The sequence below is a fragment of the Hyphomonas atlantica corrig. genome (genome assembly GCF_000682715.1).
Taxonomy (GTDB): domain Bacteria; phylum Pseudomonadota; class Alphaproteobacteria; order Caulobacterales; family Hyphomonadaceae; genus Hyphomonas; species Hyphomonas atlantica.
The window spans coordinates 618,448-637,145 of record NZ_AWFH01000001.1; the positions used below are offsets into that span (position 1 = coordinate 618,448).

General features: G+C 58.3%; 17 protein-coding genes. 8 read left to right on the forward strand and 9 right to left on the reverse strand.

Going from position 1 to position 18,698, the window contains the following annotated elements; all coding sequences use genetic code 11:
* Positions 1–61 precede the first annotated feature (61 nt).
* From cysQ to HY36_RS03095, 3 genes are read left to right on the forward strand one after another with little or no spacing between them, the layout of a single operon-like run.
* Positions 62–850 (forward strand): 3'(2'),5'-bisphosphate nucleotidase CysQ, encoded by a 789-nt coding sequence (gene cysQ / locus HY36_RS03085; RefSeq protein WP_035547985.1) that lies wholly within the window; start codon positions 62–64, stop codon positions 848–850.
* Positions 851–909: 59 nt separating this feature from the next.
* On the forward strand, positions 910–2,250 hold the full coding sequence (gene glmM / locus HY36_RS03090) for a phosphoglucosamine mutase (RefSeq protein ID WP_035547989.1): 1,341 nt from the start codon (positions 910–912) through the stop codon (positions 2,248–2,250).
* 55 nt (positions 2,251–2,305) lie between these two features.
* Entirely contained in the window at positions 2,306–3,190 is an 885-nt protein-coding gene (locus tag HY36_RS03095) for a hypothetical protein (protein ID WP_035547991.1), read from the forward strand.
* 3 nt (positions 3,191–3,193) lie between these two features.
* Here the strand turns inward: HY36_RS03095 and HY36_RS03100 are convergent, their stop codons facing one another.
* Positions 3,194–3,838 (reverse strand): DsbA family protein, encoded by a 645-nt coding sequence (locus tag HY36_RS03100; RefSeq protein ID WP_035547993.1) that lies wholly within the window; start codon positions 3,836–3,838, stop codon positions 3,194–3,196.
* Positions 3,839–3,902: 64 nt separating this feature from the next.
* Between HY36_RS03100 and HY36_RS03105 the strand changes: the two genes are divergently transcribed.
* Positions 3,903–4,859 (forward strand): alpha/beta hydrolase, encoded by a 957-nt coding sequence (locus HY36_RS03105; protein WP_035547996.1) that lies wholly within the window; start codon positions 3,903–3,905, stop codon positions 4,857–4,859.
* Positions 4,860–4,917: 58 nt separating this feature from the next.
* Here HY36_RS03105 and HY36_RS03110 read toward each other — a convergent pair whose 3' ends face one another.
* Positions 4,918–7,788, reverse strand: coding sequence for a TonB-dependent receptor domain-containing protein (locus HY36_RS03110; RefSeq protein ID WP_035547999.1), 2,871 nt, complete (start codon positions 7,786–7,788; stop codon positions 4,918–4,920).
* Between the two features lie 387 nt (positions 7,789–8,175).
* Between HY36_RS03110 and HY36_RS03115 the strand changes: the two genes are divergently transcribed.
* Both HY36_RS03115 and HY36_RS03120 read left to right on the forward strand, forming a co-directional pair.
* Complete coding sequence (locus HY36_RS03115; RefSeq protein ID WP_035548002.1) at positions 8,176–10,530, forward strand: TonB-dependent receptor; 2,355 nt, start codon at positions 8,176–8,178, stop codon at positions 10,528–10,530.
* A 79-nt stretch (positions 10,531–10,609) separates the two neighbouring features.
* Positions 10,610–12,013, forward strand: coding sequence for a protein adenylyltransferase SelO family protein (locus HY36_RS03120; protein WP_035548006.1), 1,404 nt, complete (start codon positions 10,610–10,612; stop codon positions 12,011–12,013).
* A gap of 4 nt (positions 12,014–12,017) precedes the next feature.
* Here the strand turns inward: HY36_RS03120 and HY36_RS03125 are convergent, their stop codons facing one another.
* The 7 genes from HY36_RS03125 to ftsE form a co-directional block, all read right to left on the reverse strand.
* Complete coding sequence (locus tag HY36_RS03125) at positions 12,018–12,581, reverse strand: HNH endonuclease (protein WP_035548009.1); 564 nt, start codon at positions 12,579–12,581, stop codon at positions 12,018–12,020.
* Between the two features lie 140 nt (positions 12,582–12,721).
* Entirely contained in the window at positions 12,722–13,369 is a 648-nt protein-coding gene (locus tag HY36_RS03130) for a DNA-3-methyladenine glycosylase family protein (protein WP_035548012.1), read from the reverse strand.
* Positions 13,366–14,385, reverse strand: a complete 1,020-nt coding sequence (locus HY36_RS03135) for a DUF2125 domain-containing protein (protein ID WP_035548014.1) — start codon at positions 14,383–14,385, stop codon at positions 13,366–13,368. The genes HY36_RS03130 and HY36_RS03135 overlap by 4 nt, the downstream gene beginning before the upstream one ends.
* Before the next feature lie 18 nt (positions 14,386–14,403).
* Entirely contained in the window at positions 14,404–15,144 is a 741-nt protein-coding gene (locus HY36_RS03140; protein ID WP_035548016.1) for a lysophospholipid acyltransferase family protein, read from the reverse strand.
* A gap of 16 nt (positions 15,145–15,160) precedes the next feature.
* Positions 15,161–15,754 carry a YdcF family protein gene (locus tag HY36_RS03145; protein WP_051602433.1) on the reverse strand — a complete coding sequence of 198 codons (594 nt, stop codon included), beginning with the start codon at positions 15,752–15,754 and terminating at the stop codon, positions 15,161–15,163.
* Positions 15,751–16,620, reverse strand: coding sequence for a cell division protein FtsX (locus HY36_RS03150; protein ID WP_035548019.1), 870 nt, complete (start codon positions 16,618–16,620; stop codon positions 15,751–15,753). The genes HY36_RS03145 and HY36_RS03150 overlap by 4 nt, the downstream gene beginning before the upstream one ends.
* Positions 16,621–16,622: 2 nt before the next feature.
* Positions 16,623–17,372, reverse strand: coding sequence for a cell division ATP-binding protein FtsE (ftsE, locus tag HY36_RS03155; protein ID WP_051602434.1), 750 nt, complete (start codon positions 17,370–17,372; stop codon positions 16,623–16,625).
* Between the two features lie 62 nt (positions 17,373–17,434).
* Here ftsE and HY36_RS03160 point away from each other — a divergent pair, with 62 nt between their 5' ends.
* Both HY36_RS03160 and HY36_RS03165 read left to right on the forward strand, forming a co-directional pair.
* The gene (locus tag HY36_RS03160) at positions 17,435–18,151 is read left to right on the forward strand and encodes an MJ0042-type zinc finger domain-containing protein (RefSeq protein WP_035548022.1); all 717 of its coding nucleotides are present in this window, start codon (positions 17,435–17,437) and stop codon (positions 18,149–18,151) included.
* Positions 18,148–18,678: a phosphoribosyltransferase gene (locus HY36_RS03165; protein WP_035548024.1), complete on the forward strand. Its 531-nt coding sequence runs from the start codon at positions 18,148–18,150 to the stop codon at positions 18,676–18,678. The genes HY36_RS03160 and HY36_RS03165 overlap by 4 nt, the downstream gene beginning before the upstream one ends.
* The last annotated feature ends 20 nt before the right edge of the window (positions 18,679–18,698 follow it).

The window sequence follows — 18,698 nt, forward strand, 5'->3', positions numbered from 1 at the left end:
GTTGTCATCCCATGAGAGCGCTGACAGGAAGAGCCTCGGAATTACACAAAGGATCGCACACTTGACCATTTCCGCCGACCAACTCGCCCGGATTGCCCTCGACGCCGGAAAACTCATCATGGAGATCTATGAAAGTGATTTCGATGTGGACCGGAAAGGCGACGCCTCTCCGGTAACAGAAGCGGACCAACGTGCCGAAGTCCTGATCCTGAAAGGCTTGGCCGAAGCTGAGCCAAGCCTGCCGGTCGTCGCTGAGGAATCCTTCAGCGATGGAAAAGTGCCCGAGCACGGTCATCGGTTCGCACTGGTCGATCCGCTGGATGGCACAAAGGAATTCGTAAACAAGAATGGTGAGTTCACCGTAAACATCGCGATTATCGAACACGGCCGCCCGGTCATGGGGGTTGTGTACGCTCCAGCGCGTGATCGCCTGTTCGTGGCTGAGAGCCACAATTCAGCCTGGCAGGCCACGGTCGAGCCAGGTGGGGATGTACCAACCGAACGCACCGCATTGAAAATCCGCCCTGCCCCTGAAGCGGGCCTGACAGCTGTCGCCTCAAAATCGCACCGGTCCGCGGAAACAGATGACTGGCTCGGCAAGTTCGACGTCGCCGAAACCGTCGGGGCCGGTTCGTCGCTGAAATTCTGCCTGATCGCTGCAGGAGAGGCAGACCTCTACCCTCGCATGGGCCGCACCATGGAATGGGATACAGCGGCAGGTCATTCGGTCGTGGAGGCTGCAGGTGGCCGCGTACTGACAGAAGAGGCAAAACCTCTTCTCTACGGCAAGAAAGAACGCGGCTACGACAATCCCCATTTCATCGTTTATGGCGATGTCACCCCCGCCTGAGGCACGATCTCGATTTTTTCGCTAAGTCCTGCCACAAGCATGTGAGGAGGATGTAGCGTATGGCACGGCAGTACTTTGGAACGGACGGCATTCGTGGCCGGGTAAACGCACACCCGATGACGGCAGAGACCGCCCTTCGGCTGGCAATTGCGGCTGCCCGGACATTCGCACCAAATGGCGGGCGTGAAGTGGTCATTGGCCGCGATACCCGTCGGTCTGGAGAAATGATCGAAGCTGCCCTGATTGCTGGCCTGACCAGTATGGGCCTCAAACCTGTCTTGCTTGGCGTTGTCCCAACACCGAATGTCGCCCTGATGACAAGAGAAACCGGCGCTGCGCTTGGCCTGATGGTTTCTGCCTCTCACAACAAGGCAGATGACAATGGCGTCAAACTCTTCAGCCCCGAAGGCATCAAGCTGACAGATGAAACCGAGGAGGCGCTTGAATCCGCCATGGCGTCGGCCTTCGAGGGAGATTATCCCGCTCCTTCCACGGTTTCGACGCCCCACTCACTCACCGGCGCGACAACGCTCTATCTGGACCGCTGCCTGCAAGCGGTTGGCACAGACATGGACCTGTCCGCGCTGAAGATTGTGCTGGATTGCGCTCACGGTGCCGCGTTCGAAGTAGGGCCCGCAGCGCTACGCCAGCTCGGCGCGAACCTGACGATCATTGGCGATCAACCGGACGGTCTGAATATAAATGCTGGTGTTGGCTCTACCGCAACGGACCTTCTGAAAACGACAGTCGTCGACACCGGGGCTGATATCGGAATCGCATTTGATGGCGATGCCGACCGGGTCGTCGTGGTGGATGAAACCGGAGAGGAAGTTGACGGCGACCAGGTCATGGCGCTCATCGCTGGCGAATTGCACCGGGCCGGAAAGCTGACTGGCGGGGGCATGGTTGCCACTGTCATGTCGAATATGGGTCTGGCAGAATACCTCAAGGAACTTGATCTGACGCTGGCGCGCACGAAAGTTGGCGACCGCTATGTCGGCGAGCACATGCGCCAGCACGGTTTCAATCTGGGCGGCGAACAATCCGGGCACATCATTCTGTCGGATGTATCCACCACCGGCGATGGCCTGCTGGCAGCCCTTCAGGTTCTGAAAACACTCTCAAACAGCGATCGCCCTGCCTCTGAATTGTTGCATGTCTTCGACCCAGCTCCGCAAAAACTGGTCAATATACGTTTCAACGGATCAAACCCGCTGGACGCAGACACTGTGAAAGCTGCGCTGTCGGACGCAGACGACATGTTGGGCAAACGCGGACGCATGGTTGTCCGCAAATCCGGCACCGAGCCATTGATCCGCGTCATGGCGGAAGCATTGGAAGAAGACCTGATGTTGCGTGCTCTGGCCCATGTGGTCAGCGCGGTAGAAGCGGCCGCCTGATAAGGCTTTGTCAGGAATTGTCCTCCACACTTTCGGGTGAAATGGGGGGCAGACCATGACGTTTGACGCACGAGGTGGCAGTAAACCGAAAGATGGCAACACGCTGACCTTCGGCGCGATCACAATTCTTGTCGTCGCTGGCGCCTTCTTTGCGGTGCTTAACCTGCCAAAGAAAAGCGCTTCTGATGGGCCGTTTCCGATTGCTTCCGCTCAAGTAAATTCGGTCCAGCATGCAGGTCTTGAAGGTAAATCAGCCAAAGCCTTCCTCTCTGCACTTGGGCGAATTGACCCGAATGCACGCGCTGATCTGGACCGCCGCCTTTCGAAGTCGGATCAGCACGATCATGCCCGAATAGCGCTGGCGGCCGCAGGCAAAGTGCTTAGCCAGCATCAGACCACGCTCGCCAATGCCAATACGCGCCATGTGGACGACTGGCTGGACATGACCCGCAAGGAATTGCGAAGCGCATCACGCCGCAATCACCGTTGGTGCTCTGGAATTCGCTATCAGAACTTCGACGCGGCCTCCGGATTATCCAGCCAGATGGCCGCAGCTTCAGACCTTGCGGATCTTGGTAGCGAACTGACCGACTATTCATTCGCCTCTATCAGCATCGCGTTCGCCGCCATTGAAGATGCGCGAACCAGCCCGGTAAACCACGGAAAGCTCACCCATCAGGATGAATCGGCCCTGCAGGGCGTCGCCATGTCGATTATCTCCGATCCGCAGATCATGCCGCTCATGCTCGCCGCGAACTCGGGCGGGCCGTCGCCGACCATGCTGGAATCTCTGGATATGTGCGATTTGGGCGTTACGGCTGTGACCGCACTGAAAACTCTGCCTCAGGGGACGAAAGGACGTGCTTTCTCGGAATTCGTGATGTCCGCCGACTTTGATTCTGGGGATCTCAGCCAATTGGAAAAACTATCCCGCCTCTGACAATCAACGTCGCGCGATGCCGGATTCTCCAAGCCGCCATTCCAGCACGTCCAGCCGATCCTGCCCGAAGAACGCCTCTCCCTCGAACACCATGAGCGGAACGCCCCAATGATGCGGATCCTGGGCCGCCTGGTTTTCGGCGATGACTGCTTCCAGCCGGTCAGCCTCGGCCTCTTGCCGAACATCCAAATCGGCAAGATCGAATCCGGCTCGCGCCGCCGCATCGGCCAGCGCAGTGCCCTCTGTCCATGCCCCGCCGGACCAGATCAGGGTTGAAACTTCATCCATGAAAGCCCAGCCCGCATCATCGCCGGCCTCGCAGGCCAGAATGCCGAGCCGTGTCAGACGACCGATATAGGGCTGCTCCGGAGAGATTTCCCGCGTGACCATATTCATGACCACAGGGTCAGGGTTCAGCGGTCCGAATGGCAGCTCCAGATACTGGGCCAATCGAACAATGTCCCGCACCAGATACGGCACCCATTGCGGTCGGATTTCCGAGAAGAATTCAGGCGTTCGTATGGCAATCGGATACACTGGCCGAGGCCGCACGCGCACATCCCATTTCGAGCTGAGGGCGCGAAGCCGCTTCGTCGCTAGATAGGAATATGGCGACCGAAAAGACCAGAAGACGTCGACAGTTTTCATGGTGACACTTTGGCGGCGTATTGATGCCTTCACAAGAACTGATTTTAGGCCCATCTAATTCGGCATGGGCCTCGATAACTCCTTCCGCCAGTTCATGGACAAATTCCAGATGCCGGACTTTTCCGCGATGGACTGGAAAGGCTCGGTTGATCGCCTGCGCCAGCAATTCTTCGTTGCCAGCCGCGCGATTGAGCGAGATGCGCCGGAAATGGCCAATATCTCTCTGGTCACCCTGCCCGGCCCCGCCGGACCGATGAAAGCCCGCCTGTACACACCGCTGGGTGCGGGAATACCGCCCGGCCCCGGCATCGTCTTCTTTCATGGCGGCGGATTTGTTCTCGGCGACCTGGACAGTCATGACATGATCTGTCGGCGGCTGGCCGAGGGGGCGAGAGCGCGGGTGATCGCGATCGACTATCGTCTTGCCCCAGAGCACAAGTTTCCCGCCGCGCATGATGATGCGCTTGCTGCCTGGAATTGGGTCACCACGCATGCCGACGCTTGCGGGGTGGATCCGAACCGGCTCGCCGTTTGCGGAGACAGCGCAGGCGGGAATCTTTCGGCCTTTCTTGCACAGGAATTACTGCGCACCGGAAAGCCTGGTCCAAAGTTCCAGCTGCTGCTTTATCCATTGGTGCAGTTCGTGGACATACGAACAAAGAAGATGACCTTCCAGGAAGGTGGCTTCTTCATTTCTGCAAATCTGTTTGAGTATTTTCGTGATGCTTATATCGGCGAGGATACGCAGCGAATGGATCCGCGTGTCTCTCCCCTGTTCGCTGATCCTGCCTCTTTCAAGGGTCTTCCGCCTGCGCATTTCGTTCTGTGTGGCTGGGACCCCCTGAAGGATGAGGGGCTCGCCTATGCCGACAAGATGGCGAGCTTTGGCGTGAAGGTCAGCGTGCGGGAGCATCCGGGCATGGTGCATGGATTCATGAACATGACTGCCTTGTCCGACACCGTCCGGGACGCGATTCGCGATGCGGGTATCGAAGCTGGCAAGGCGCTCGGTTCGATCTAACCACGCATAAAAAAGGAGGCGATCCGAAGACCGCCTCCAGTGCTGCATTCGATGGCAATCAGTCGCTGCCGCCGAAACGCTTGGTCACACTGATTTTGAATGTGCGGCCAAACGGATTGTGGGTGTACGGGTCATAGTTCAGGTCGAACTGGGCAAATGGCGGATCTTCATCCGTCACGTTCACGACAGACAGACCGAGATCCAGATCCCACGCCGTCGACTGCCATGTATAGAACAGGTCGAACGTGGTTTGGCTGTCGATATCCGACGTGCCATTCCCCGTCAGATCGCCGCGCTCATCTTCATAGGAGTCGATGTGACGCATGACACCGCGGAAATTGTGGTCGCCTGCTGACAGGTTGGCGAACACGTTCGCTTTCCAGCTCGGCAGGGAACGGGAGAAGTTCGACCGGTTGAACTGATCCACACGGTCGCCGCCCGGAATGACCACACCTTCGATCTCGAAATCATCGACATCATATTCGAGAATGTAGGAAGCTTCCGCGCCCAGCGAGAAATCGCCGCCCGCAAAGGCATTATCCCAGACGTTTTCGGCACGAATATCGAAACCGGATGTCTTGATGTCAGGACCATTGACGATGTTGGTTTCAACACGGGCAATTTCGTTCGCCTGATTGATCCCGTCACTGTTGTTATCCGTGAACGTAATACGTTCCAGGATCGCATTGTCAGTGTCACCGGCAGCAATCGCCGCCAGAGCAGCATTCACGATTGAGGCCTGATCTTCGACGATGATCGGGTCAGAGAAGTCGAAATTGTAGTAATCAAGCGAGGCACTGAATCCGCCCTGCTGATAGATACCACCAATGTTGAAGCTGAAGGCGCTTTCTGGCGATAGTGCCGGATTACCGAACTGGTCAACCGCCTTGAAGGCAGATGTCGGCGCAACAAATTGCAGTGTTGTGACGTTGCCAGCCAGTTGGTTCAGCGTTGGCCCCTTGAAAGAGGTCTGGGCAGACCCACGCAGGGAGAAGGCATCGTTCACTTGCCACTTGGCTGCGACTTTCGGGTCGAAGGTCGAGCCGACATCACCGCCATAATCTTCATACCGCATGGCAACCTGAACATCGAGATCTTCAAAGAGCGGGATCTGAAGTTCACCAAATGCGGCGTAGATCGTCTGATCACGATCAGCAGGCGTAAAGCCGGCCAGGAACGAGAACGGACCTGTACCGCCTGGTCCAGGCGTGATGTTGAGATTGTTCAGCGCGTTGGGCGTCAGCGTGTAAGTTTCCTGGCGAACCTGGAAACCAGCAGCCCAACCCACGGAGCCACCTGCGGCCTGTACATTGGACTGACCGTTCATGACGGCGTCGAACACGAGCAAGCTGGTTTCAGCTGCCGTGAACTGTCCGTCCGTCATCCAGTCCGCAAGCGTCTCGGAGTTCTCAAGACCCGGCACATAAGATGGATTTGCTTCACCCGTAATCGCATTTGCCGGAATGGCGTTGGAGAATGGGTTGTAATACTCACATGCGCCTGTGCCTGCCACGAGTGAGCCAGTATAGCCCGCCGCGAAAGGCTGAGTTCCAGTCGCCGGATCATTGCCGGTGATCGGATCGGTACAAACACCAAATCCGTTCAGGGCAGCTGTGAAGCCGAGGATGTAGGTATCATTCGTGTTCCGATCAGCAGAAGCCTCACTATAGCCGAGGCTGGCCGACCAGTTGATGCCATTCTCGAACGTGCCGTCGAGTTCACCGGCGAGTCGAAGCGTCTCATGCTCGCGGAAGCCTTCCTGCGCGCCGCCTGTGCCGGGGAAGCCGCCCCAACCAAAAGAACGTCCGATATACAGCGCTGCGAGCGTGCCGGCCGGGAAGTCGCCGGGATTGTCCGCAATGTATTGCTGGAAACCCGGGTTGGTAACCGGAACCACTTGGGTTGCCAGTTCCTGCGGCGGGTAGGACGGAGACGTTTTCCAGGATGGCACGTCTGTCATGCCGTAAAGCGCCTCGACATGGAGGCCGACGCCGTTACCAAATTCGCGGTTAAACTCAGCGAATATCTGATAGCGCTCTTCCTCTTCGACCAGATTGTCGAACTGGGTAAACTGGAAATAGCACTGATCGTTGGCGGGGTTCACAATGCCGCCAACATCCGTACAGCCTGCTTCACGATTGACTGCGCCAATGACGCCAGTTGCGCCGAGAGCAACATAACGGCCCGGATTGGACAAGGAAGAGAAACCACCGACGGGGTTTTCCGTAATGTCGGAGATAGCCCAGTCTTTCTCAAGCAACGGCACTTCGTTCCGATACTGATAACCAGCCGAAATAATGAAGTTCCAATCGCCGCCCTGCTTACCCCAGGCAGCAGACACATCATACTCGCCATCAGAGCCATCAAACTGCTGGAAGCTGCCGCCGACTTCGAATCCGTCCAGATCATTGCGCGTGATGAAGTTCACAACGCCTGCAATCGCATCGGAGCCGTACAGCGCCGCGGCGCCATCTTTCAGCACTTCGATCCGGCCAATGGCAGCAGACGGGATCATGTTGGTATCCACGAAGAGCTGTGCCTGCTCACCCACGCTATAAGGCGAGAATGTCTGACGCTTGCCGTTCAGCAACACAAGTGTCCGTCCGGGCCCAAGGCCCCGCAGGTTCACATTGGACGTCCCTTCCAGACCGTTCGAGGCGAACTGGTTGGTTTGTCCGTCGACACCGGAAGACACGCCAAGGTTGCGGATCAGTTCCGACACGCTGGGTGAGCCTTCAAGCTTCAGCTCACCCGCCGTCAGGACATCGACCGGCAGCGCTGCATCCTCTGGCGTTCCGGCAATGAACGATCCCGTGACCACGACAGTGTCCTGACGTGCCTCTGCATCTTCCTCCTGCGCGACCGCCGGCATGCCGACAGCCACCGCAACGCAAGACGCACTGAGCCACAGTTTGAATTGGTTCTTCATATATTTCCTCCCGTGTTGTGAGCGACCGGTATCTGGGTGTCCGGTTCATGTCTCACTCACGATCAGAATATGCCGCCAAACCCAGCGGAATAGGGGTATAATGTTGTGCGCCGCAGCAAATCTTGAAACCGAATTGCAATGGTTTGCTCATGCCAACGTTGTCGGGGATATGTGAGTGCACCTCAGATATGCCACGAACTGCACACATTTGGTCAGAATCGCTTGGATTGTGGCGTAAATGTTACAGTCGGCAAGAATCCCGCTGTCTCACCAGAAATTGAGGCTGAATCTCTACGTGAAATGATTAGCTTCATAGCCAACCCGCCAAAAAGAGCGGGCTCCGAAATACCCTCCCGGAACTAGAATAAGTACAATCAGGAAACTGCTATGCATCTCAAACACTCTTTGTTTGCGACGGCTTCTGCCGTCCTCTTAATTGCGACCAACGCTCAGGCCCAGGACGCTCAAACTGCGCCCGAAACTGAAGCAGATCGCCAGTCAGCGATCGACCGCGTCCTTGGTACGGTCACCGTGACCGCCACCAAGAAAAAGGACGTCGAGAACGTCCAGGACGTGCCTGTGGCCGTCACCGCTTTCAACTCTGACACGTTGGACGCACTGAATGTTACCACGCTGGAAAGCCTGTCCTATTCCTCGCCAAACGTGTCTCTGGATGATGTTGGCACCTCTCGCGGCACGGCCAACTTCGCCATCCGTGGCCTCGGCGTGAACTCGTCCATTCCGTCCATCGACCCTGCCGTGGGCGTGTTCATTGATGGCGTGTATATCGGCGTCAACACAGGCGTCGTGGTCGACCTGTTCGATGTGGACAGCATCGAGATCCTTCGCGGACCGCAGGGCCTTCTGTTCGGTCGGAACACGACCGGTGGAGCTGTCGTGCTGAACTCCGGCAATCCAACAGACGAATTTACCTTCAAGGTTGGCGCCAAAGTCGACGGCCCGGTTGATGAAGACCGTGGCGGCGCAAGCGCAACCGTACAAGGCTATGTCTCCGGACCGCTGATCGAAGGCCTGCTGAATGGTAAGATCGGGGCGTCCTACACGTCTGACGCCGGTTACTTTGAAAACCAGTTCAATGGCGACAATCATGGCGAGCTGCAGATCGCAACCTATCGCGGCGCCCTGGAGTTTACACCAACCGAACGCCTCAGCGTGCTCGGAAAGCTGGAATATACCGATAGCCGCGGCGATGGCCCAAGCGGCCAGAACCGCTCCTATTTTGATCGCGAAACCTTCGATTTCTCGATCAACGAGCCAGGCCTGGCTGAAGCCGAGACGATCTTCGGCTCCATCCGTACAGACTATGATGTTGATTTCGGCAATGGCCGGATCACCAACATCTTCGGCTATCGCGATCTAGACTCCGGCACAGTAGGCGACATCGACGCCACGCCATTCACCCTGTTCCATTCAGGCTCTGAGTTCACGCAGGAGCTATTCTCCAACGAACTGCGCTATGCCGGTACCTTCGGTAAGGCGGATGTGACCACTGGCCTGTACTATTTCGAACAGGAAATTGCGTACACTGAAACTCGTAACTTGCCGACAACCCGTCCGGCCACACTGCCAGCCTCCATTCCGTGGGGCTTCTATGGTGGCGGTCGTCAGGACCACACGGTCTGGGGCGCTTTCGCCAATGTTGACTATTCCTTCACGGACAAGCTCGTCGCAACATTCGGCCTGCGCTACTCCAATGAGGAAAAGGACGCAGACGTCATCTACATCCGTCCGCGTAATGAGTGTTCTGTCGTAAGCGGCACCTGTTCGCCTGACGGCACGAACGCCCTGATCTCGCTGATCACCGGCGGTGCGGCTCAGGAGCCAAACGGCTTCAGCGACGGCAATGAGTGGTCAAACTGGACGCCAAAACTCGGCCTGCAGTATTTCTGGACAGACAATCTGCAGACCTATGCCCACTATACCAAGGGCTTCCGGTCTGGCGGTTACAACTTCCGCATCACCGACATCCCGATCTTCTATCAGTTCGTGGCTGAAACCGGTGAATTTGGCTTTGACGAAGAAGAAGTCGACGCGTTCGAAGTCGGTTTCAAAACCAGCAGCGAAGATGGCCGCGTTCAGGTCAATGGTGCCCTGTTCCACACAGCGATCCAGAACATGCAGCGTGAGGTCAACACAGCTGGTGCTTCCGGCGTGGTCCAGAACATCATCAACACCGCAGACGCATCCATTACGGGTGTTGAAGTGGACGGCCGCGTCGCCATCGGCGAATCTTGGCTCGCCACGTTCAATGTCGGCATGATCGATGCGTCTTATGACGACGTCTTCTTCGATCTGGATGCCGACGGTGTTGTTGGCTCCAGCGACCTGGCACTCGACCTGCCGCGCGTACCGCAAGCAACTTGGGGTGTCGGCCTGATCAAGGATGTTGACCTTGGTGATGGCGGCGCGTTGGTTGGACAGGTGAACTACCAGTTCCGTGACCGCATTGCTTACACTGACAGCAATTTCGGCTGGATCCAGTCCGCCAATATGCTGGACGCAAACCTGACCTGGGAAACCCCGGTTGATGGTCTTGCGGCTTCCATCTACGGCAAGAACTTGCTCGACGAAGTGCAGGCGGGTAACGACACCCAACTGCCATTCCCGGGCCCACTCTCGACCGGCAACAACTACCCGTACATGGGTCTGCCGGCAGGTGGCACGTTCTCGCCGCTGAAGAAAGGCCGTCTCGTCGGTCTGGAGCTGACCTACGAATACTAGGATCGATCTCTCATAGAGAATCTCCGGAAAGGGCGGCCCGCGGGTCGCCCTTTTTGCTTTCAGCGCCTATGTAGCGGCCATGACATATTCCCCGCCCATCCTCGACATTGCCGACTTCATCGCCGACCCGGTCGACTCGGCCGATTTCCCTCTGCACAAATTGCGGTACTGGAATGATCGCTGGGCTTCCGCGATTGGTCTCGACACACTCAGTGCCGAGGAACGCGTTGCCCATTTCGGTCGGTTCGAACCATTGCCCAACAATCTCGAGCGCCCTTTGGCCTTGCGGTATCACGGCCACCAATTCGGCACCTACAATCCGCAACTGGGTGATGGTCGTGGTTTCCTGTTCGCGCAGCTGCGCGATGATAATTCACGCCTTCTCGATCTCGGCACGAAAGGGTCTGGCCAGACTCCCTGGAGCCGGCAAGGAGACGGCCGCTTGACGCTGAAAGGCGCCGTCCGTGAGATCCTGGCCGCCAACTATCTTGAAGCCCTTGGCGTCAACACATCCAAACCCTTCGCCGTTGTGGAAACGGGTGAACAGCTGGCGCGGAATGATGAGCCCTCGCCCACACGCTCGGCCGTTCTTACCCGCCTGTCCCATAGTCATATCCGCTTCGGCAGCTTCCAGCGGCTCGCCTATCTGGAACAGGACAAGGAACTTGCCCGGCTGGTGGACTATGTCGTGGCGAACTTCCATCCGGATGCCGATGATGACGACGTGGCTCGGAAAGCGGTCAACATGTTATCGGCCATTTCGTCCGCGACGGGTCATATGATCGGCCAATGGATGGCTGCTGGCTTCGTCCACGGTGTGATGAACACGGATAATTTCAACATCACCGGGGAGACTTTCGATTTCGGGCCGTGGCGCTTCCTGTCCGTATCTGACCCGAACTTCACAGCAGCCTATTTCGACCAGCAGGGTCTATATCGTTTCGGCCGGCAACCGCTGCAAGGTGGCTGGGCGCTACAGCAGCTTGCCTCTGCCCTCCTCCCACTTGCGACTGCCGAGGCTCTTGCCACCGGGCTGAAGCCTTACGAACGCGCTTATCAGGAAAGCTTCGTCGCCCACACCCACGCTCTACTCGGTCTGGAACCGCTGAAAGACATGCAGGCGGACACAGAATTTCTACAGGCTTTCTATGCCTGGATGACAAACTCAGGCGCCAGCTGGACGCACACATTCTTCGACTGGTTCGGCGGACGAGACAGCGAAACGCGGGCAGCAGCGTCCCCACAAGCACCGCTCTATTCAGAGGAAACTTTCGCGCCTGTTCGAGAAAGCCTGTTCCTACGGAACCCCGTTTGCCCGGAACGGCTCAATCATGCCTATTTCAAAGGCCCTGCTCCAGTCAGCCTACTGATTGAAGAGGTAGAGGCCGTCTGGGATCCCATCGCAAACTCGGACGACTGGTCGGCGCTGCAAGCGAAGCTGAACCACATCGAGCAGGCGCGCCTTGCCTACGACTGGGCCTGACAAATCAGCCTTCCAGTTCGACATCCCAATAAAGATAATCCATCCATGTTTCATGCAGATGGTTTGGCGGAAACTTTCGCCCGATTTCCTGTAGCTGGTAATTGTTCGGGCGCGCCGGCCGTGATTTGAGCTGCAAATCCGTATGGTGCAACATCTTTCCGCCCTTGCGCAGATTGCAGGGGCTGCACGCCGCGACGATGTTTTCCCAAGTCGTCCGTCCACCCCGTGAGCGTGGAATGACGTGATCGAACGTCAGATTGTCCGTTGCACCGCAATAGGCACACTCGAATCCATCTCTGAGGAACACATTGAAGCGCGTGAACGCAGGCGGACGATCCTGCCGGACAAAATCCCTCAGCGCGATAACGCTCGGCAAACGGAATTCGGTACTCGGACTGCGCACGACATAGTCATATTCTGCAATGATATCGACACGGTCGAGGAAAACGGCCTTCACCACTTCCTGCCAGGGCCACAAGGACAAGGGATAGTAGGAGAGCGGCCTGAAATCAGCGTTCAATACCAGAGCGGGCCGACCGCTCGGTGGGGCCGAAAGAATCTCAGCCATGGATCACCTCCATGAAGCAGAGAACATATGCTTGCTCGAACCGACTGAAGGCGTAGCTCCTTTTCGTCTCGCCCCTGATCTAGGTGATTCACATCATCAGATTATGACAGAAACGGCGTTTTGCAACGCTTTCCGGGCAATCAGGCCTGCGGACTGGCCTGCGATGCCTTGGCGCGTTGATCGTTGATCCAGCCCCACAACATGTGTGCCGCCACGCCCCGATAGGGTCTCCACACTTCGGCATGGGCAGAGAATTCCTTGATTTCCATACGGGTTTCGACTTCGGACAACAGTTTGTGCGCCTCCATCAGGCCGACATCGCCGACAGGAAATGCGTCCATCGCACCGACCGAATAGAGCAGAAACAATTCTGCAGTCCAGGGGCCGATTCCCTTCACCGAAACCAGTTCCTTGCGCGCAAGGTCGAGATCGGAGGCACACACCCGCTCCAGATCCAACGCACCGGATGTGATCGCCTCTGCAATGGACACCATGTGCCGCACCTTGGGGCGGGACATTCCACATGCGCGAATGTCTTCCGGGTCCGCCGCCAGCACGGCGTCTGGTGTGACCTCCCTGAAATAGGTTTCGGTTCGCGCCCAGATCGACCCGGCCGCTTTCGTCGACAATTGCTGATACGCAATCAGTCGGCAAAGCGCGGCATAGCAAGGCTCACCCACCCGCCATGTCGGAACGCCCAATTCGTCATATGCCCGAGACAGCGCAGGATCCGCGGCAGCCAGAGTTTCGCAGGCCGCCTTCAGCTTCCGCCGCGAGGGCGCGGTCAATACCCCGGTTCCGGCAAACGGCCCAGAGGCACCAATCCCATCTTCACTTCATCATCCTTGATGGTGAAGGTGAGGAAGCCGCCATCGGCAGAGGACGTCTCCAGCATTGTCAGCATGGCGTTTTCCTGCTGGCCGAGCCGCCCGGACGATTCCAGTGCGTCACGCAATGCGTCGGCATTGTCGATCCGCACACCCATCGAGCCATTGGCCGCGCCATCCTCATATGCCAGATCGCCCTTCACACCGAGGTCGAGCGGCCCCCAATTCAGCAAGCCTTGCGCAATCTCCACACCCCCATCCTGTTGAATCAGCGCACGATGCAGCCTCTCTGGATTGCCACCGCTTCGGACCCATGCCGGGAAGAATTCGCGCACTTCACCGATCAGGCGGGAAGGGCCCAACGTGTCACCAAGAAATTCCGCCCCCTCTGGCGCGCCATTGATCGTCAAGCGATCCCATTGCAGCGCGATCATCAAATCAGTCTCAGCGCCGTTGCGAGGCGCCAGGTTCAAGGAGAAATTCGCTGCCTCATAGGATTCCCCTTCGATGAGCGCCGTTGCGCTGCCCATCTGCACGCCGATCCGGCGGAAAGTATCGGAATTCCAAGACACACTGACCGCAGAGGATTTGTCCAGGGTCAGTGTCTGCCGAAGGCCATCTGCCTCTGTCAGCACATTCCGCCCGGGCGAATAGGCAATAACGTGCTGCCAGTTCCAGGGCTGCATGACTAGCCGCAATTGTTCGCCTTCCCATCGAGGCGCAGCGGGCGCAGCATAAACCGGGTCATCAACCACCAACTCGAACCGGTAGGGAAAGCCTCCAAGAGACTTGCTGGAATATTCAATCTCGGCGCCAAGCGCTCTTTGCTCAGCGATCCACTGGTCAATGCCCTTGTCCAGCTGAGACTTCGCAATGAACCAATAAGCCGTCCATGCACCGATTGCAATCAGCAGCAGGACGAAAGGCAGATACAACCAGAAACGGGATTTCTTCTGTGCGGAGGACGGTTCGACCATAGGGAGCCCTGAAAGGTATTAGGAAGCGAGGTATTTCTGCACGTCGCGGCCCTCATCGACAAGAGCGTCAGAGGCTGTTTCCAGATCGGCCTGCAGCCGTGCCATCAATTCCCTACGGGGCAAACCAGCCGGAATGGGCGGCAGAATCTCGTAAACGATACGTCCCTTGTTCCGCTTCAGGCCTCGGCCGGGCCAGCACAGGCCCGCATTCGTTGCGACGGGCACGATTGGCGCCTCGATCGCCTTGGCGAGGCCAGAAATTCCAGCAGCATGATAGGCAGGCGCAGCGCCCGGCTCCGTGCGTGTCCCTTCCGGGAAGATCACGATCTGCCGACCGTCTTCCGCGCGCACTTTAGCAGTTGCAACCATCTTCTTCAGCGTTCGCGTATTCCCGGCCCGGTCGATCGGAATCATCGCCGTCTTCAGCGCGTACCAGCCCAGAAACGGATACCAGAGCAGCTCCTGTTTCAGAATGATCGCCGGGGCAGGCATGACAAGGAACGGAACGAACACATCCAGCATGCAATTGTGCTTGCCAGCATACAGCATCGTGCCGCGCGGCATGTGCTGGCGCCCCCGGATCTCCACTTCGATTCCGCAGATCACCCGAAGTCCGAAGATCAATCCGCGCGCATATACGCTGATTGCCCAGAACGTCACGGATTTCGGCAGAAGCAGTGCCGGCAGGAACAGGATGCCCAGCACGGCCATCAGGCCATACATCCAGATCACGAAGAGGAGCGAGCGAAACATCATCATGCGGGTATCAGATAGGTCAAACTTCGAGAGTCGTCACCCGCCACTTCGCCCATTCGAGGAAGACACCTCTAAATGACCCCGGATCGCTCCAGATACGAGACGGGTCATTCACCGTGCGCACAGGCCAGGCGATCAGTTCCAGATCCGGCATGGCCTTCTTCAGCACGATCAGGCTGCGCGGCATGTGATAATCGGAGGTGACGATGATCAGTCTCTTGTAACCTCGCTCATAGGCCCAGGCCGCCGTCTCATCTGCATTGCCCAGCGTGGTCTCGGCCATATAGCCAATATCGACGCAGCATGCCCAGACCTCCTCGGATCCGCCTGCCAGCGCGATCAAGTCCGCTTTCGGCACATCGGGGTTCACGCCTGAAATCAGCATCCTTCTGCCCCGACCTTTTCCGACGAGTTCCACGCCCGCGGCGATCCTGAGACCTGATCCCCCCGTCAGCGCGACAATCGCATCGGCCGTCACGTCCGGCGAACGGTCTGCATTGGCCGCGCGATTTGCAAACAGCACAAAATCAGCAATCGCCAGAACCAGCCCCGCCAGGAACAGGGCCGGCACCACGCCGATACGTCGTTTCCGCAATCGTTGCTCGCCGCTCACATCACACTCTTCAGGGAACGGATAACTGTAACACGCGCCGCAATGCGCGCGGCCAGCCCCGCGATCACCGGGGTCAGCACCAGGATCAGGAGATCAACAATATCGAGACTCAGTACGGGCAAAAGACCTGATCGCGCTCCGCTGGAATGCACCCCGAAGATCATCGCCGCCGCCGCGCCAAGCGCGAGCAAAGCGCCAACTGCCCCTGCCCTCAGCCCCAGAAGCCAGAAACGGCGCTCGAACAGCCCGGCAATGTAGCGATCGCGCGCGCCGGCCAGATGCAGCACATCAACAATATCCCTCCGCGCCAACAGCGCCGCATGCGTTGCAAACGCGATGACGGCCACGGCCGTTGACGCCAACAGAGCTACGGCAGTAAGCGCCACAAGACGCGCGATCGCCAGCATCCTTCGGACATCCCCTGCCCAATCGGCATGTTCGTCCACGGCATGTGCATATCCGGCCTCCGTCAGACGCCGTTCAAGCGTTGGCCCCATGAATTGCGTGTCCGGTTCAGCGGTGACGGCGATCAGCTGTGGCAAGGGCAGGCTTTCCGGCAGGCCGCGGCTGCCAAAGTTCGGCTCCAAAAGCGCATCTATTTCCTGTTTGGACAGAAGCCGCGCTTCGCGCACGCCTTCGGTTGCCTCAATCAATTGCCGCGCTTCTTCGGCGCCGCGCCGGTCTGCATCCGGCAGGGAGACTGTCAGTTCCCCCTCAACCTCAGCCGTCCAGCTGCGCGCAGCACCATAAGTCGACTTCGCCGAGAGCGTTGCCAGTGCGGCCAGGAAGCAGAGCGCACCGACGACGAAGAACAGCGCCATTTCGCGCGCATCCTCTACAGGCAGAAGCGGGGTTTCCTTTGCCATGCCTAATCCACCGTCTTCACGATATCGGTTCGGCGACGCGCCGCCGGGCCATATTCGACATCCTGGACCAGCAGGCCATGCTGGAGCCGGAAAACCGGCGCATCGACCTGCCGCACGAGGCCCAAATCATGCGTGGCGATGATGACTGTAGTCGCTCGCCGCTTGTTAAGCTCAAGGAAGAGGCGCATCAGGCGCGCGCCCATTTCCGGATCGACATTCCCGGTCGGTTCGTCTGCGATAAGGATATCCGGCTGGGTCACCACGGCACGGGCGATGGCAACGCGCTGCTGCTCCCCGCCGGACAGGGTTGGCGGGCGCGAATGCATGCGTTCTCCAAGGCCGACCCAGGCCAGCAGCTCCTCTACATCATGGCGATAGCTCGCTTCCTTGCGCCCCAGAACGCGCAGGGGCAGCGCAACATTCTCGTACGCGGTCAGATGATCCAGCAGGCGGAACTCCTGGAACACGACCCCAACCCGCCGACGCAGCGCAGACAACTGGTCGCGCGTCAGGCGGCTGGTTGGTCGGCCGAACAGTGAAACTTCGCCACGTGTCGGCTTCAGTGCCAGATAAAGCAGTTTCAGCAGGCTGGTCTTGCCCGCGCCGGAGGCTCCGGTCAGAAAGCTGAACGATCCGGGTTTCAGGACAAGATCAATCCCGCTAAGGATGTCTTCCGACGTGTCGTAACGCAGCGAGACGCCATCAAGGCGCACGGCGACATCGTCAAAAAGGTCATGGCGGGGAAGGGTCATCAGCTCCTATCCTGTGCTCGTTCGAGTGGATTATTGGGGCGAATTGCGGGAAACACCAAGTCATGATCCTCACTTGTCCCCATTGTGAAACCCAGTATTTCGCCGATGACTCAACAATCGGTGAAAGTGGCCGCACCGTGAAGTGTGCCGCATGTGGTGGATCATGGTTTGTTGAGCCGAAAAACCTTGACGAAACCGTGCGCCGAACCCCTGCCGCCGCGCACGAAATCTACCGCGAGAAGGTCCGCGCCCAGCGTCGTCGGCGCAGCCGGACCGCCGCCCTGCTCTCCTGGCTCATCACAGCCGCCATCTTTTTTGCGCTAGGCGTCGGCGCCATCGTCTACCGCAATGAAGTGGTGAAACTCTGGCCGGAAGCGGGCAGCGCCTACAAGCAGATCGGCTTCAAGGTGAACCGGTTCGGGCTGGAATTCGAAGACATCGAGCGCAGCCGCACCTTCAATGACACCATCCCGATCGTCACAGTGTCCGGCAAGGCGTTGAACGTGTCCCACTCAACCGTCGATTCGCCCGCTGTGCGTGTGGACCTGAAAGACGAAATCGGACTCGTGGTCGCTACCACTTACGGCCGCATCAGCCCGGCGCAGCTGGGCGCAGGCGAATCTGGCAGCTTCCGCGTGGTCGTGGAACAAGCGCCGATGGAGAGCTTCGAAATCGAACTCAAATTTGTCGACTTGTCTGAAATTCCGGCAGAGGCGCCTGAACCTGACATGCCAAGCGAGCCTGCAAATTCAGCTGAAATGGACGCCGCCGAAGAATGACCGACATGCCGAAAATCGAGGTGATCGTGCCAGAAGACGAACTTCTGGCGGAGATCGATAAACTGGCCGAAACGCTGGCCCCGCGCCTGACGGGCGAATGGACTGTTGTTTCCATCCTGATTGGCGCCACCCCCTTCACATCCGACCTGATGAAAGCCCTCGCTCGGCGCGACATTCACCCCACGCTCGACGTGATCTGGCTGGAATCCTATCGCGATGCGCGGGAAAGCTCGGGCCGCGTCGTTGTGCGCGCAGACCTCGCCCGCTCCGTGAAGGACAAGGGCGTAATCATTCTGGACGACGTGTTCGATACGGGCCGCACGCTCGCCTTTGCCAAGACACACATGCTGGCCAAGGGTGCGCGCGAAGTCATCACCTGCGCCCTCACCCAGAAACCCTGGGCCCCGCGCGGCGAAAACGGGGTCGATTATTGCGCCATTGATGCGCCCGGGCGCTACCTTGTCGGCTATGGCATGGACGATGCCGGCAAATATCGCGGCCTGCCCTATATCGGCGCACTGGACTAGGGCCGCCCGGATCGGTTTCC